Here is a 14,750-nt window from a genome sequence, read left to right as displayed (position 1 = left end):
CCCCTGAAGCCCCGGAATCACAGGTCGGTCCGCTACGGTGGCGGGTCGACGCGGCCCGTCCGGGGCCGGCGACGCGCACCGGGAGTAGTAGATGACGACGACGAGCCAGCAGCCGGCCGCCGGGGAGCCGAACCCCGCGGGACAGCCGGGCGGGGGCCCGGAGGGTGGGGCACGTCCGGGCAGCGGCCGGCAAGGCGGTCGCGGCGGGCGGGGCGGTGTGGCCGTCGCGGCGGCCGTCGTCGTGGCGCTCCTCGTGATCGCCGCGCTCGTCTGGCTCTTCCTCGCGGGCCCGCTGTCGTCGTCCGCTCGGGCCGAGCGGGACGTCGAGCAGACGCTGGAGAGCATGAGTTCGGCGGAGTCGTTCGCCGAGTTCAACGGGCACATGTGCGCGGAGAACCGCGTCCCGCAGGAGCTCGTCGACACGATCACCGCGTCGAGCGAGGCGACGGGCTCGGACCTCGACTCGATGTTCCGCGAATCGATCGCGGGTTCGTTCCCCCAGGATCTCGAGGTGCTCGGGGTGGAGATCAGTGACAACGGCGCCGAGGCGACCGCGACCGTGGAGTCGGCGTCCGACGGGACGGGCCCGGAGCAGATTCACATGCGCGACGAGGACGGCGCCTGGAAGATGTGCCAGCCCGGTGTCGGGATGGGCGCGGTCCCGCAGGACCAGCAGCCGGGCTGACCCGACCCGTCGAGGGCGACCCGACCCGCCAACGGTCAGGCGGGCCGGGTCTGCCGCTGGCAGTCAGGCCGGCCGGGAACCGTCTCGGCCGGTGCGGTTGTCCCGCTCGATGCCGGGCGGATTGGTGAGGTGGCCGTCGTCGGCGATGAGACGGTCGACGTGTTGTCGCCATCGGTGGTCGAGAATCCGGTCGCGCGCCTGGGCCAGCGGCCCGTGTGGTGTGGTGCGGTGTTCGTGACCGGTCTCGGTGATGATGGTCAGCTCACCGAGCGGTCCGGGCCCGTAGGCGCAGTGCCCGAAGGTCTTCTCCCGATGATGCTTGCGACAGAGGCACACGAGGTTCCACTCGGCGGTGGGTCCGCCCAGTTCAGGTCGCTGATGATCGAAGGCGATGACATGGTCGATCTCACAGTCGTGGGCGTCGACCGTACACCCCGGGTGGCGGCACGTGCCGCCGCGGAGCCGGATTCGCTCGGCCAGCGCCGGGGTGATGAAGTACTTCAGCACCGCGTCCGGTGTGTCCTGGACACCCGGCTGCGGGTCGAGCATCTCGAACCTGACCCTGGAGTCGCCGCCGGACAGGAGCTCCTCACACAGCCAGTCGAAGCTCGAATAGGCGCCGTTCACGAACTGCACGCGGTTGGGCAGCCCCTGGGCGACGCTGTCGATAATCGAGATCCGGATGGGCTGCTCGGTGCCCCACGACGCTCCCAGCGGGGGCCTGTCGGCGGCGTCGGCGCGGGTGCCGGTAGTGGCATCGCACGCGCCCGCCGACTCTTCCGCGTCGTACAGGCTTGTGCCGATGTCGTTGGTCGTGGGGTCCCCGAGTGCGCACAGGGCGTCGGCGCGCAGTTGGTCGCGCGTGCGGGGGTGGCCCGACTCCGAGGCAGCGCGGGCGGCGGAGTCGATCCGGCGGCGGAGCTTCTCGGCGTCCCCGCTGGGCAGCGAGGCCCACATGCTGGTCATGCCGTCGCGTGCCGGGCGGAACCGCACTGTTCGCTGCTCGACCGCGGCGTCCACGGCGTCGCCGGCGGCCTGTGGGTCATGACGCTCCCGGGACCCGTCGACCGCGGAGTCCAGGTCGGGGCGACTGGGGCGGTGGCCCCCGTCGAGGTCTCGGGTCAGGGCGCCGACGACGTCCGATTCCACCGCGCCGATGATCGTGTCGGACACTTCTGCCAGACGGCAGGCGGCGTCGATGGCCAGCTGCTCGGGGAACAGTCCGCGTTCTACAGCCTTGCGCAGACGCGGCAGGCGAGTGTGGATCTGCACACCGGCAGTGACCAGGCGGGCAGCGTGCCACCCGGTCAGCGACATGGCCGCGGCCAGGTGGTTGCGCGCACGCTCAGTGGGTTCGAGCCGGGAGTAGGCGGGACGGGAGTCCCCGAACGGCGGCGTATCGGCTGGCCCCGGGGAGCCCCTGTCGACACTCCCCATCGCCTGGACCAACAGGTGGGCCGCCTGCAGCCGGGTCGCCGCCGCCAGGTTCTGCGCCAGCGTCGCCGAGCGCGCCACCTCGCTCAGGGCCTCGGCGCCCAGGGTGTCGAGGGGCTCCGGCACCGCGCGGAGCGCCCCGGCGAAAGCCGACCTCGTCGTCGTCGTCCCCGCTTCCTCGCTCACCACCGCACCCCCTTCAGCGTCGCGCCCGACTCGAACATACAGGCGATCTTACCGGTACCCTCCGCGTAGCACAAGGGTTCGATTCCGCGGCGAGTGGTCCACACACGACAGCGGCGCCCCTCCGGGTGGAGGAGCGCCGCTGATGGGGCGGTGTCAGGCCGCGATGAGATCCGACCGTCAGGCAGGCTGACCAGCCCGGCTGATCAGGCCGTGCTCGGTCAGGCCCGTTCGATCAAGCAGCGTTCACTCAAGCAGCGTTCAGTCAAGCAGCGGCACCCTTGGACTTGCCGGCCGACTTCAGGTCGTTGCACGCCTCGACGACGCGCTCGGACATGGCCTGCTCGGCCTTCTTCAGGTAGGAACGCGGGTCGTAGACCTTCTTGTTGCCGACCTCGCCGTCGACCTTGAGGACGCCGTCGTAGTTGCCGAACATGTGCGCGGCGATCGGTCGGGTGAACGCGTACTGGGTGTCGGTGTCGACGTTCATCTTGATGACGCCGTAGGACAGCGCCTCCTCGATCTCGCTCTTGGCCGAGCCCGAGCCGCCGTGGAAGACGAAGTCGAACGGCAGATCACCGGCGTTGAGGCCCAGCTTCTCGACCGCGACGTCCTGGCCCATCTTCAGCACCTCGGGCTTGAGCTTGACGTTGCCCGGCTTGTACACGCCGTGGACGTTGCCGAAGGTCGCGGCCAGCAGGTAGCGCTGCCCGGTGTTGCCGGCACCGAGCGCGTCGATGGTGGCCTCGAAGTCCTCACGGGAGGTGTAGAGCTTCTCGTTGATCTCGTTCTCGACACCGTCCTCCTCGCCGCCGACGACGCCGATCTCGATCTCGAGGATCTGCTTGGCGTTGGCCGTCTTCTCGAGCAGCTCCTTGGCGATCTCGAGGTTGCGGTCGAGCGGGGTGGCCGAGCCGTCCCACATGTGCGACTGGAAGAGCGGGTTCTCGCCGCGGTCGACGCGCTCCTGGGAGATCTCGATGAGCGGCCGCACGAAGCCGTCGAGCTTGTCCTCGGGGCAGTGGTCGGTGTGCAGCGCGACGAGGATGTCGTACTTCGCCGCCACCACGTGCGCGAACTCGGCGAGCGCGACCGCGCCGGTGACCATGTCCTTGACGTTCAGGCCGGAGCCGAACTCGGAACCGCCGGTGGAGAACTGGATGATGCCATCGGACCCGGCATCGGCGAAGCCCTTGATGGCCGCGTTGATGGTCTCCGAGGACGTGCAGTTGATCGCCGGGTAGGCGAAGCCCTCGTTACGGGCCCGGTCGAGCATGTCCTTGTACTGTTCGGGAGTTGCGATGGGCATGTGGTCTCCTCCAGGGTTCTCGGCTGTGCGACGTGCGCATCTCGGGGCGCCGCACCCCTGTGGAGGTGGGCGCACACCCTCCAGCCTAGGCCAGCGTGACGACGCGCACCCGCGAGCCGTGCGGTACCGGTCAGCCGGGGAGCAGTTCGGCCAGCGCCGCGTCGGCCCGGGCGAGGTCGTCGCGGTCGAAAGTCGAGGTGGACGCCATGATCTCGTCGGCCCCGGTCCGCTCGACGAGCACGGCGAGTTCGCGTGCGACCTTCTCCGCGTCCCCCTGGACGGCCCCCGCCATCCAGTCCTCCACCCGCCGCAGCTGCTGCGGACGGAACCTCCGTTCCAGGATCTCCGCCGGCGACCGCAGCGGGCCGAACTCCCCGGTCTCCCGGGATTCTGCCATCGCCCACGCCTCCGGGAGGAGCAGCTGCCGCGCGGTCCCGACCGAGTCGGCGACCATCACCTCCAGGCTCACCACCACATAGGGTTCCGGCGTGGCCTCGCTCGGCCGGAACATCTCGCGGTAGCGATCCAGGGGCGACGGGTCGGCGAGCAGCCTCGGTCCCCCGACCACGACGGGCAGCCCGGCCCGTGCAGCGACCTCCAGGCCCCGACCGGTCGCGAGCACGAACAACGGGGGCGGGGCCTCGACGACCGGCAGCGCGGTGACGGGCCCCCGACCGTGGAGGAAGTCCTGCACCGCGGTGATATCGCGGGCGAACGCGTCGGTGTCGTACTCGGCGACGCCGAGGGCCGCACGGACCGGTGCGGTGAACCCGAGCGAACGTCCCACCCCGAGGTCGATACGGCCCGGGTGCATCGCCTCGAGCATGGCGAACTGCTCGGCGACGATCAGCGGTCGATGGTTGGGCAGCATCACGCCCCCGGATCCGAGGCGGATACGGTCGGTGCGCGCGGCGGCGGCCGCGATCAACAGCGGCGGGCTCCCGCTCGCGATCCCGGGCACCGCGTGGTGCTCGGCCGTCCAGTAGCGGTGGAAGCCCAGGGCGTCGGCCCGCTCCGCGCGGGCCAGGGTGCCCTCGATCGCGGCGGCATGGGACTCGCCGACGCGGGTCCGGGACCTGTCCAGGAGACTGAGGCGGAGGGTGTCCGGCAGGTCGGTGGGGGCCACGACCACACCGTAGCGCCGGAAGTGATGTCGATCGCGGACACGGCCGGGCCCGGGGTCCGCGGGAGTATGATCCTCCGGTGAACACGCACCTCGTGGCCGAACAGGCACAGCAGGTCCTCGCCCTGGGCCCGGGCTTCATGGATCCCGAATTCTGGTTGTCCGGCGACGGACCGTTCGGCAACGCCATCCTCCCCGCGCTGCTCGCCGTGGTCTTCATCGAGTCCGGGCTGTTGTTCCCGTTCCTCCCCGGCGACTCACTGTTGTTCACGGCCGGCCTGCTCACGCAGCAGGACAGCCCGTTCGCGCCACTGTGGGTGGTGCTGGTGACCGCGCCGATCGCGGCGTTCCTCGGGGACCAGGTGGGGTACTTCATCGGCAACCGCTGGGGACATCACCTGCGGGAGCGGCCGGACGGGCGGTTCTTCAAGCAGGCCTACATCCACGAGGCCCACGAGTTCTTCGACAAGTGGGGCCCGGCGACGATCATCCTCTGCCGCTTCGTCCCGATCGTCCGGACGTACGCGCCGCTGGTCGCCGGCATGGCGGGGATGCGCTACCGGGTCTTCGTCTCGTTCAACGTGATCGGGGCCCTGCTATGGGCTGCGGGCGTGACCGCGCTGGGCGCGTGGCTCGGCCAGTTCACCTTCATCAAGGAGCACATCGACCTGATCCTCATCGGCATCGTGCTGGTCTCGGTGCTGCCGATGGCGATCACCGCGGGCCCCAAGGTCGTCGACCGGATCCGCAACGGGCCCGCGGCACCGGCCATGTAGCGCGCCCTCCTGCCGCCGACGCCTAGTCCGGTCCGCGCTCCCCCGGCCCGCGCCAGCGCAGCGCGACGACCGCGGCACCGATCACCACGAGCACCCCCGATCCCCTGCAGACCCGGGGAGTCGTCGGCCTCACCGAGAACGACCGCCGTCGCCCCCAGCGCGATTATGGCCAGCACTGCGGCCAGGACCAGCAGGAAGTGCACCCGGCGCTTCATTCCTCGACCCATTCGAGCAGGTCGCCGGGCTGGCATTCGAGCACCCGGCACATCGCCTCGAGCGTGCTGAACCGCACGGCCTTGGCCCGACCGTTCTTCAGCACCGAGACATTGGCGGGCGTCAATCCCACCCGCTCCGCGAACTCTCCGACGCTCATCTTGCGCTTGGCGAGTTCGACGTCGATCCGCACGATGATCGGCATCAAACCACCGTGTCCATCTCGGAGCGCAGGGAGGTCGCCTGCCGGAGTAGCGCGCGCATGACGACCATGAGCAGCGCGGCGACCGTGATGATGACGACGACGAGGAAGAGCAGTAGCGGCAGGCCGGGATCAGTCGCGTTGATGCCGACCAGCACGAGCACCACCACGAGCATCGCCCAGGCGGCGATGATCGCCCCCAGGATCACATCGACCCAGACCAGGGACGCGTCGGTGAAGATGCGGTCGGCCTTGACCATCGAGAGCAGCTTCCAGGTGGCCACCACCACGACCTGGATGCACACCACCCAGTAGATCGATACGGCCGTCAGCGGCCACCGCAGGTGGGCGTCGCCCGGTGACGTCTCGGCCATGTGCGCGAACTGCCCGGGCAGGGACATGGTCTGCAGCAGGACCAGTATCGCGAACAGCACCACCAGGCACACCCGCAACGGCAGGACCGCTCGTTTCTCGATATTCATACACCGACTATGGACCTATACCTATCGAAAATCGATAGGTGCGGGAAACGGCGGGCGGGCGTCGCGGTGGGCGGGCGAGATGGCGATCAGGCCGGGGCGGCGTGTTCGCGGATCCAGGCGTGCATGGCGATCCCGGCGGCCACGCCGGCGTTGATCGAGCGGGTCGAGCCGAACTGTGCGATCGAGACGGTCTTCGCGGCCCGCAGGCGCGCGCCCTCGCTCACCCCGGGCCCCTCCTGTCCGAAGAGCAGGACGCAGTCGCGCGGCAGGCTCGCGGTCTCGAGAGGCTCGGCACCGGGGAGGTTGTCGACGGCGACGACCGGCAGCCCCTCGGAGCGGGCCCACTCCATGAGGGCGCCGACGTCGGCGTGGTGGCGCAGGTGCTGGTAGCGGTCGGTGACCATGGCCCCGCGTCGGTTCCAGCGGCGGCGGCCCACGATGTGCACCTCGGCGGCCAGGAAGGCGTTGGCGGTGCGCACGACGGTGCCGATGTTGGCGTCGTGGCCGAAGTTCTCGATGGCCACGTGGAAGGGATGCCGACGGGTGTCGAGGTCGGCGACGATCGCCTCGCGGCGCCAGTATCGGTAGCGGTCGACCACGTTGCGGCGGTCGCCGGCGTCCAGGAGGTCGGGATCCCACCGGTCGCCGACCGGGCGCGGCTCCCCGGGATGCTCGGTCTCCCACGGGCCGACGCCGACCGCGCCCTCGCCCCACTCGGTCGGGCCCGCCGCCGTCACGAGGTCAGGCGCTGATTGGACAGCTTGACGAGTCGACCGGGGGCGACCTGCGAGGCCAGGTACATGGCGGTGGCCTGCTTCCCGACCGGCCGGTGGACCTCGCGGCCCAGCGCCCGGCGGATCCTGCCGAACACCCCGGAGGACTCACGCGCCGTCTGCTCGGCCAGGTCGAGGATCTCGCCGGCGACGTCGCCCTCCGTGAGACGCACGCCCATCGTGCGCATCCCGGTGGTGTTCACGCCCTCGAGCATTCCGGTGCCCACGTACAGCGGCCACACCGAGCACACCCGGATGCCGTGGCGGGCCCACTCCAGGTCCAGTGCCTCGGTGATCCCGCGGACCGCGAACTTGGTCGCCGAGTACGTCGCCATCTCGGCCTGGCCGTAGATCGCCGACGCCGAGCAGAGGTTCACCACGGTCGGGGTGGCGGACTTCTCCAGGAACGGGAACGCGGCGCGACAGCCGTAGAGCACCCCCTTGACATTGACGTCCACCAGCGCGGCGTCCTGCTCGAAACTCGCGTCCATGAACGGAGTGCCGTAGAGCAGGCCGGCGTTGTTGACCAGCACGTCCAGCGCGCCACCGCTACGGGCGGTGAGCTCGGTGAGAGCGGCCTCCCACGCGGCGGGATCGGTGACGTCGAGCGAACCGGTGACGATCCGCTCGTCTCCCTCGGCCCACGCACAGGGCTGGAGGTCGTACGCGCCCACGAGGTAGCCGGCGTCGGCGAACCGGCGCGCGGTGGCCTCGCCGATCCCGCGGCCGGCGCCGGTGACCAGGACCGTACGGACCGTGCCGGTGGACGGCGTGCCGGGACCCGGTGCGCCCGCGGCGGTCACGACGCGCTCCCGGCGGTACGCGCCGCGGCGGCGGTACCGGTGAGCAGCAGGAGCGCCGCGGTGGCATAGGTGTCGATCACTCCGACGTCCAGCGCCCGGGCGAGTGCGGTCCCGCCCTCGGTCTTGCGCCGGGCCAGGATCAACGCGTCGCTGAGCAGGAAGACCGGCCCGGCGACCGCCAGGACCGAGGCCGCCGGTCCGTGCGACCGGTCGACGGAGGTGGCCAACGCGGACAGCGTGGCGAGCAGCCCGCCGTACGCGGCGAGCGGGGCGTTGGCGCGATCCTCCGTGAGCAGCACGGCGCCCGCGACGCCGGCGACGACACCGTGCACGGCGGACTGCACCGGCTTGAACCGCAGCCCCGACCGGAGCATGAGTCCGCCCAGGGCCAGGTGCCCCGCCCCGAACGCCGCCGCACCCGCGACGAGCCTCGACTTGGACCGGCTCGCGTGGCCGCCACCGAGCATGAGGATCACGTCGCCGGCGGTGTACGCCGCTCCGGTGGCCGACAGCAGCGCGGTGTCGACCGCGGAGAGCCGACCGTCGCGCAGCGCGATCGCCAGCGCCGCCGGCACGATCACCGGCTTGCACAGCTTCTCCAGCGCGCCGACCCCGGTGGCCTTGGCGATCTCCGTCCCCACCGCGGCCGCGAGGAACGCGGGCCCCTCCGGGCGGGACGTGTCGCCGAGTGCGCCCACCCGCTCCGTCAGCGCCTGCACCAGGCGATCGCGGAAAGCCCTCGTCGTCGTCGTTGTCGTCGTGGTCCCCATCCTCGTCACTCCAGCCCTAGGTCGGTCAGGCCAAGCAACGCGCGGTACTCCACGTCCTCGGCCCGGATCACGTCGTCGGCGCCGGTCGCGCGGTCCACCACGGTGGCCACGCCCACGACCTCGGCGCCCGCCTCGCGCAGGGCGGCCACGGCCGTGAGCGGCGAGTTCCCGGTGGTCGTGGTGTCCTCGACGACCAGGACACGGCGACCGACGATGTCGGGGCCCTCGATGCGGCGCTGCATCCCGTGCTTCTTGGCCTCCTTGCGCACCACGAACGCGTCGATCGGCCGGCCCGGCGCGTGCATGATCGCCGTGGCCACCGGATCGGCGCCCAGCGTCAACCCGCCGACGGCATCGAAATCCCAGTCCGCGGTGAGCTCGCGCAGCAGCCGACCGATCAAGGGCGATGCCTCGTGGTGCAGCGTGGCGCGGCGCAGGTCGACGTAGTAGTCGGCCTCGCGCCCCGAGGAGAGCGTGACGCGACCGTGGACGACGGCCAGCTCGGCGACCAGCTCGGACAGTCGCGTGCGGGCCTGGGCGTCGACGGTGACGGGATCGGTCATGGGACTCCTCGCGGGGACACGGTGTTCATTGACACGGTTGTGTGGTGACACGGTTTGTGGTGACACGGTGGGCGGAACGGCTGCCCCCGACTCTAGTCCGCCCCCGGAACGCCCCGACCCGCTGCGGCGTCGGGTCAGTCCCTGATGTCGGGCGGGAGTCGAAGCTTCGCGGTCTGCTCCACGTCCGGGTCGATGCCGGGACGCTCGCGGCCGGAGGCATCGTCCGCCTGCTCGCCGGCCTCGTGGCTGGGTCGCCCGTCGGCCTGCTCATCGGACTCCGCGTTCGGCTCCGCGTTCGGCTCCGTGTCCGGCTCCGTGTCCGGCTCCGCGCGCCGATGATGACGTCGCCCGCTCGACGGCGTCGCCCCCACCTTGGCCGCGAGGTCAGCGACCGTCAGCCGGCCCGACTCGCCCTCCGGATCCTCCGCGGTGGTCTCGGCCCCGTGCCGGCCACCCGACGTGCGGTCGAGGTCGGAGCCACCGTCGATGCGGGCGGCGTCGAACCGCTCGACCTCGTCGCGGATCTCGTCCTCGTCGTCCTCCGAGCCGAGCGGCTTGATGCCGGCGGCGCCGGTCGCCGCGCCCGCGGCGAGCGGAGGGACCGACGCGTCCTCGGGGTAGGCCTGCCCGACACCGCGAGTCGGACGTGACAGCGGGGGCCTCGGCGCCAGGTGGTCGGCCGCCACGTCGCCGCGGGCCGGGATCGGCCCCGACGGCTCCATGATCTCGGCGAACGGGTCGGGTTCTTCGGCGGCGGGCTCCGCGGTCTGTGCTGGCTCGGCGGCGACAGCGGTGACGGGTTCATCTGCGGCCTGGTCGCCCGCAGCGCCGTGCTCGGTGTCGTCCGCGGTGTCGTCGGCGGGGTCTCCCCGGTCGGCCACGACGGGCACGTCGGTCAGGTCGCGCGCCCCCCTGCGGTCGGGGACCAGGCGGAGGTGACCGGCCCGCCGGGGCTCGGGCGCCGGAGGCGACGTGCCCTCATCGGGGGTGACGGCGGTGGCCACGCCGGCGACCCGGCCGGTGTCCGTGTCCGTGTCCGTGTCCGTGTCGGTGTCCGTGTCGGTGTCCTCGTCGTCGACGACGGCGAAGTCCTCCGGGTCGGGCAGCGCCGCCGTCGCCGGGGCGCCGTTCGTGCCGGTGCCGACCTCGCCGTCCATCCCGACGGTGGGGTCGGCCTCAGGGCCCGCCGCCGCGCCGGGCGCTCCGGGATCGATCTCGGAGGGCAACGCGCGGGCCCGCCCCCCGATCGGCGGGAACGGAGCCAGAACATCGGCAGCCCCGTGCAGTGCCATCACCACGTCATCCCAGGTGGAGGGGTCGTCGACGCCGTCGACCGTCGCCGCCACCCACTCGCCCTCGGCCCAGATGCGACGCACCCCGGCGGGCACCTCCCGAACGGCGTCGACCAGCCGATCGCGGTCGATGAGATCGAGACGGCCGTAGTCCGAGGTCCGGGCCTCCAGGACGCCGACCTCGCCGGCGTCGTGGAAGCCGGGCTCGGCCTCGACGTCCGGGCGGCTCAGGTCGAGGACCACATCGGAGGCGGTGCCGCGGCGCAGCGCGAGGACGGTGCGTCCGCCGGTGACGCCCATGATCGCCCGGCGACCACGGAAGATCCCGTGGGACACGGTGCCCAGTGCGCTGAGTCCACCAGAGAAGTCCCCGTGCATGAACTCCGGCGCCGGAGTGGGGGTCGGGGCGAACTCCCGGTCCTCCAGCCAGCGCACGACCGGCGAATCCGCCAGCGGATCGGCGGGCGCCTCCTCGACCGGCTCGAGCGCGGACGTACGCTGCCGACGCGCCGGCAGCAGTGCCCGGACCCGGTCCAGCAGCCGCGGCGACGACTCCGCCGTGGGCTCGGCCGGATCGAGCGGGGCGGGCTCGGCGGGGCCATCGTCGGCGACGGGGCCCGTCGTGGCGACGGCGTCCGCGCTCGCGTCCGTGTCCGCGTCGGAGCGGTCACCGAAATCGGCCACCGCGTCCGGCCCTGCCTCGGCGTCGGCGTCCGAACCGTCGGCGCCGTGCGCCGCCGCGGTCGTCTCCACGACATCGCGCGGCGCGTCCCCCGTCGCCGGCTGCGCGCCCACCTCCGGCTCCGGGCCGCCCTCGGCCACCTCGCGCTCGATGTCGGACGCCTCGGACCGCTGGAACGGCGCGAGACGGGGCTCGCCCGCACGCTCGGCCGAGCCGGGATCCTGTCCCACCTCATCCGCCGGCGCGTCGAGGAGCGGGACCTCGTCGTCGTCCTCCTCGTCCGGGGACTTCCCCACCGGCGGCGAGCCGACAGCCGTCCGCCTCTCGCGACGGTCGCCGCCACCCGCGCCGCCTCCCCGCTGCTTGGCGTCCAGGCGCAGCAGGACGAGCGCCGCGGCGAGCAGCACGAGGGCTACGAGGAACCAGATCCAGACCATGCCCCCAAGGGTAGTCAGGGGCGGCGGTGTGCCCGGCCAGGCGCAGCGGCGCGTGGGGGCGCGGCCGGATGAGAGACGGGCGTGGGCGAGGCGCCGAGGGCGGTCAGCGGGGCTGCTCGCCGATCGAGACCGGCCGCCTCCGGTCCGCCGACCACGCTGACCACGAGCCCGGGAACAACCGACCCGCCTCGATCCCGGCGACCTCCATCGCCGCCAACGCGTGGCATGCGTGGATGCCCGAACCGCAGTACACGACCGCGTCGGACCCACTGGTCACGCCCACCTCGGCGAACATGCGGCGGATCTGGTCGGCCGGCAGGAAGCGGCCGCGCTCGTCGAGGAAGTCCCCGGTGGGCATGTTCACCGCGCCCGGGATGTGTCCGGCGCGCGAGTCCATCGGCTCGGTGCGGCCCTCGTAGCGCTCCGGGGTGCGGGCGTCGATGAGCACGCCCCGCTCGGGCCACGTCGCGGTGTCCTCGATCCCGACGGTGAGCATGTGGTCCAGATCGAAGGTGAAGTCGCCGCGCGAGACCGGGTTCCCGGGCCCCACGGCGAGGTCCTCACCCTCCGCGATCCACGCCTTGAGTCCACCGTCGAGCAGGTAGACGTCCTTCTTGCCGGCCCAGCGCATGAGCCACCAGGCGCGGGCGGCCGACGTGTTGCCGCAGTCGTCGTAGATCACCACGCGACTGTCGTCGTCGATCCCGACCCGGCGCATCGCGTCCTCGAAGTCCTCGGGCGACGGGAGCGGATGACGCCCCTCGCGGACATTGCGTTGCCCCGCGAGGTCGCCGGGCAGGTCCAGGTACTGCGCGCCGGGGATGTGGCCGGACCAGTAGTGCTCCCGACCGTTCGCGTCCCCGAGCTGCCAGCGCACATCGAGGATCACCGGGGGCGGCAGCGTGACGACGTCCTCGATCAGCTCACGAGCCGTGACGAGGAGGGGGCTGACCTGGGTATCGGTGGCGGGGTCTGGGGTCACGTGTTAAGAGTAGTCCTTCCGCCGACGAGGTGGCGGGTCCCGATCGACCCGCCGTGAGCGGTCTCACGTGAACACCCGGCGGTGGGCGGCGCGCCCCGGCGCGGCCCCGCCGCCACAGGGAACCGCGGTTCAGGCGGCCGCAGGCCCGTCGCTGCGCGGCGCGAACACCTCCAGCGGCCCCGGCGTCAGCTGCCACATGATGTCTGCGGCCTCCTGTGCCGTGTCGGCGAGACGCTCCAGCTCGCGCTGGCCGGCCGCGGGGCCGTACTCGCGGAGGAGTTCCGAGGCCTCATCGAGCAGCCTGGCCACGTAGGTCCCGTAGGCCATCCGGTCCACGAGTGTCCGGGGGGCCGGGTCGTCGATCACCGATCCGCACTGCATGGCGGTCGCCGAGAGCAGCTGAAGAGGGACCAGCTCGAGCGGGGTCAGGGGCCGCGGGTCGGGGATCACCCCGACGCCGTCTCCCATGTCCACCACCTCCCTCGCGTGGTCGGGCCGCGGGGCCAGGTCCCGCTCGAGGAAGAACTCGAGGACGTCGTCGATCATCGTCGTCTCGTCGTCGGGCAGCGCGTCGTCGGGCAGGCCGGCGTCGGCATCGGCCGGGCCGCGGGCGACGTCCCCCTCCGCCCGGGCGATCGACCGGGCGAGAGCCCCGGCGGTACTGGCCGCCCAGCCGAGCTGCTGGCGGGCCTGTTCGAGTAGGACCCAGGCGGTGGTGGGGTCACCCAGCTCGCGGCGCTGGCGCAAGGACAGCTCGACCAGCGTGCTCATGGTGCAGAGCTGGTCCACCATCCTGCCCAGGTGGCGGGCCCGCTCAGAGGCCTCCTGACCGCGGCCGGAACCGTCCGGGGCGATGTCCGTGAGCCAGGTGGCCAGGTCCACGGTGAGGTACTCCACCACGTCGAGCGTGTAGTCCATGCCCCGGTCATGCTCCTTGCACAGGTGGGCAGTCGTGTACAGGACCGGGGACCCTCCCGTCAGGTCACCGTCGGTCGGGCCCCCGACCGTGGGCGGCGGGGCGGGCGGGGTGGGGTCGGTCGGGTCGGGGTCGGTCGGGTCGGGGTCGGTCATCTCAGGCCACCTTTCGGGGGTCGCGGTCTGTGGTGACGGAGTCGAGGAGGTCGGGAGCCAGGTGGTGCACCCAGAGGCCGGGTTGCCAGAGCCTCGAGGCCTGCCACTCCCAGCGGGCGACCTCCACGTGGGTCCGTCGCCTCCTGCGAATGTCGGCGACGCAGTCGGCGTGGTCCGCGTCCGCACTGACGAGGATCGCCGCGTCGGTGAGGCCGTCATCCGTCCACTGCGTCAGCAACTCCTGGACCGCCGCGTCCCCGTTCTCCTCGCGATGTCGACGGATCGGAACCACGGTGTCGTGCGGCGTCCGGTCTCCCGCGCGGGCCTCCTCGGCCGCGGCCCTGACCGAGACCATCCCGGGGTCGATCAGGGTGACCCGGGGGTCGCGGGCCCACTGTCGCGCGGCGGCGTCCTGGGCGGCGCGGGCCGCCGGGTTGGCGGCTCTCTCGTGCCTACCCAGGATGATCCCGATCCGCACCGCCCCGCCCGGCCGTCGGCGCCGGGCGACAACGCCGTCCGCGAGGCGGGGCATGTCGAGTGTGAATGTCGAGAGGGGGCGTCGCGAGTAGCCGAAGCCGTCCGCGGCTCCGAGTAGGACATTCCATCCGTCCACGATCACCGAGACGGATTCGGTGCGGGTGTGGAGGAAGGGCACGATGTTCGAATGGTGGTCGTTGTTCACGAGGGCTCCTGTGGCTTCGGGTCGGCGGGCCGGGCGCCCGTCGACCACAAGATGATCACACCGAACAGTGCAGGTCAAGTGCTATTTTGTTCGGCAAAGACCGAGGAAAACATCGAACTTAAACTGCGCCGTCCCCCATAGATCTCCGCCCCTTACCGGACCGGAAAAACCCTCGAATTTTCGAACAAATCGTGCGGGGTCAAATGCGGGAGGAATCGATAAATCGGTAAATTTCCTACCAGCGGCGATGCGCCCGGCCCACCTCCGCCGCCCCGGTCCGCGGCAGGT

At 71.8% G+C, this 14,750-nt stretch carries 15 protein-coding genes; 2 read left to right on the top strand and 13 right to left on the bottom strand.

The genetic code is table 11. The features are described from left to right. Window positions 1-91: 91 nt before the first annotated feature. The gene (locus G6R20_RS10045; protein ID WP_163376304.1) at window positions 92-685 is read left to right on the top strand and encodes a hypothetical protein; all 594 of its coding nucleotides are present in this window, start codon (window positions 92-94) and stop codon (window positions 683-685) included. Between the two features lie 63 nt (window positions 686-748). Here G6R20_RS10045 and G6R20_RS10040 read toward each other — a convergent pair whose 3' ends face one another. The 3 genes from G6R20_RS10040 to G6R20_RS10030 form a co-directional block, all read right to left on the bottom strand. Then, window positions 749-2,305, bottom strand: a complete 1,557-nt coding sequence (locus tag G6R20_RS10040; protein WP_275898243.1) for an HNH endonuclease signature motif containing protein — start codon at window positions 2,303-2,305, stop codon at window positions 749-751. Between the two features lie 262 nt (window positions 2,306-2,567). Then, a complete protein-coding gene (gene fbaA, locus G6R20_RS10035) occupies window positions 2,568-3,611 on the bottom strand; it encodes a class II fructose-bisphosphate aldolase (protein WP_159148996.1) in 1,044 nt (347 codons plus the stop codon). Between the two features lie 130 nt (window positions 3,612-3,741). Continuing rightward, on the bottom strand, window positions 3,742-4,737 hold the full coding sequence (locus G6R20_RS10030) for an MsnO8 family LLM class oxidoreductase (protein WP_163376303.1): 996 nt from the start codon (window positions 4,735-4,737) through the stop codon (window positions 3,742-3,744). 137 nt (window positions 4,738-4,874) lie between these two features. Between G6R20_RS10030 and G6R20_RS10025 the strand changes: the two genes are divergently transcribed. After that, on the top strand, window positions 4,875-5,510 hold the full coding sequence (locus G6R20_RS10025) for a VTT domain-containing protein (protein ID WP_082924096.1): 636 nt from the start codon (window positions 4,875-4,877) through the stop codon (window positions 5,508-5,510). A gap of 211 nt (window positions 5,511-5,721) precedes the next feature. On the opposite strand, the gene G6R20_RS10020 is transcribed toward G6R20_RS10025, so the two are convergent. The 10 genes from G6R20_RS10020 to G6R20_RS09975 form a co-directional block, all read right to left on the bottom strand. After that, window positions 5,722-5,928, bottom strand: a complete 207-nt coding sequence (locus G6R20_RS10020; protein WP_067719412.1) for a helix-turn-helix transcriptional regulator — start codon at window positions 5,926-5,928, stop codon at window positions 5,722-5,724. Beyond that, a complete protein-coding gene (locus G6R20_RS10015) occupies window positions 5,928-6,407 on the bottom strand; it encodes a DUF2975 domain-containing protein (protein WP_163376302.1) in 480 nt (159 codons plus the stop codon). Before G6R20_RS10015 ends, G6R20_RS10020 begins: the two co-directional genes overlap by 1 nt. An 86-nt stretch (window positions 6,408-6,493) precedes the next feature. Then, on the bottom strand, window positions 6,494-7,144 hold the full coding sequence (locus G6R20_RS10010; protein WP_163376301.1) for an RNA methyltransferase: 651 nt from the start codon (window positions 7,142-7,144) through the stop codon (window positions 6,494-6,496). Continuing rightward, on the bottom strand, window positions 7,141-7,983 hold the full coding sequence (locus G6R20_RS10005) for an SDR family oxidoreductase (RefSeq protein ID WP_163376300.1): 843 nt from the start codon (window positions 7,981-7,983) through the stop codon (window positions 7,141-7,143). Before G6R20_RS10005 ends, G6R20_RS10010 begins: the two co-directional genes overlap by 4 nt. After that, window positions 7,980-8,753 carry a lysoplasmalogenase family protein gene (locus G6R20_RS10000; protein WP_240341378.1) on the bottom strand — a complete coding sequence of 258 codons (774 nt, stop codon included), beginning with the start codon at window positions 8,751-8,753 and terminating at the stop codon, window positions 7,980-7,982. Before G6R20_RS10000 ends, G6R20_RS10005 begins: the two co-directional genes overlap by 4 nt. Window positions 8,754-8,758: 5 nt before the next feature. Continuing rightward, window positions 8,759-9,316, bottom strand: coding sequence for an orotate phosphoribosyltransferase (gene pyrE, locus G6R20_RS09995; protein ID WP_096906716.1), 558 nt, complete (start codon window positions 9,314-9,316; stop codon window positions 8,759-8,761). A 134-nt stretch (window positions 9,317-9,450) separates the two neighbouring features. Then, window positions 9,451-11,727 (bottom strand): hypothetical protein, encoded by a 2,277-nt coding sequence (locus G6R20_RS09990; RefSeq protein WP_240341377.1) that lies wholly within the window; start codon window positions 11,725-11,727, stop codon window positions 9,451-9,453. A 103-nt stretch (window positions 11,728-11,830) separates the two neighbouring features. Then, window positions 11,831-12,709 (bottom strand): sulfurtransferase, encoded by an 879-nt coding sequence (locus tag G6R20_RS09985; RefSeq protein WP_120286422.1) that lies wholly within the window; start codon window positions 12,707-12,709, stop codon window positions 11,831-11,833. 129 nt (window positions 12,710-12,838) lie between these two features. After that, complete coding sequence (locus G6R20_RS09980) at window positions 12,839-13,780, bottom strand: hypothetical protein (protein ID WP_120286423.1); 942 nt, start codon at window positions 13,778-13,780, stop codon at window positions 12,839-12,841. 1 nt (window position 13,781) lies between these two features. Then, a complete protein-coding gene (locus G6R20_RS09975; protein ID WP_163376299.1) occupies window positions 13,782-14,462 on the bottom strand; it encodes a hypothetical protein in 681 nt (226 codons plus the stop codon). Between the last annotated feature and the right edge of the window lie 288 nt (window positions 14,463-14,750).

Origin of the sequence: Dietzia sp. Alg238-R159 (assembly GCF_900537145.1) — a bacterium.
In the GTDB taxonomy this organism is placed as follows: Bacteria; Actinomycetota; Actinomycetes; order Mycobacteriales; family Mycobacteriaceae; genus Dietzia; species Dietzia kunjamensis.
Note: the sequence above shows the minus strand (reverse complement) of the source record. Positions and strands in the feature narration are given on the sequence as shown.

Bases quoted from the DNA above. Each gene is read 5' to 3' on its own strand.
- fbaA (WP_159148996.1), bottom strand. From the start codon at position 3,611: ATGCCCATCGCAACTCCCGAACAGTACAAGGACATGCTCGACCGGGCC.
- G6R20_RS09980 (WP_120286423.1), bottom strand. From the start codon at position 13,780: ATGACCGACCCCGACCCGACCGACCCCGACCCGACCGACCCCACCCCG.
- G6R20_RS10025 (WP_082924096.1), top strand. From the start codon at position 4,875: ATGGATCCCGAATTCTGGTTGTCCGGCGACGGACCGTTCGGCAACGCC.
- G6R20_RS10045 (WP_163376304.1), top strand. From the start codon at position 92: ATGACGACGACGAGCCAGCAGCCGGCCGCCGGGGAGCCGAACCCCGCG.
- pyrE (WP_096906716.1), bottom strand. From the start codon at position 9,316: ATGACCGATCCCGTCACCGTCGACGCCCAGGCCCGCACGCGACTGTCC.
- G6R20_RS10020 (WP_067719412.1), bottom strand. From the start codon at position 5,928: ATGCCGATCATCGTGCGGATCGACGTCGAACTCGCCAAGCGCAAGATG.
- G6R20_RS10000 (WP_240341378.1), bottom strand. From the start codon at position 8,753: ATGGGGACCACGACGACAACGACGACGACGAGGGCTTTCCGCGATCGC.
- G6R20_RS10015 (WP_163376302.1), bottom strand. From the start codon at position 6,407: ATGAATATCGAGAAACGAGCGGTCCTGCCGTTGCGGGTGTGCCTGGTG.
- G6R20_RS09990 (WP_240341377.1), bottom strand. From the start codon at position 11,727: ATGGTCTGGATCTGGTTCCTCGTAGCCCTCGTGCTGCTCGCCGCGGCG.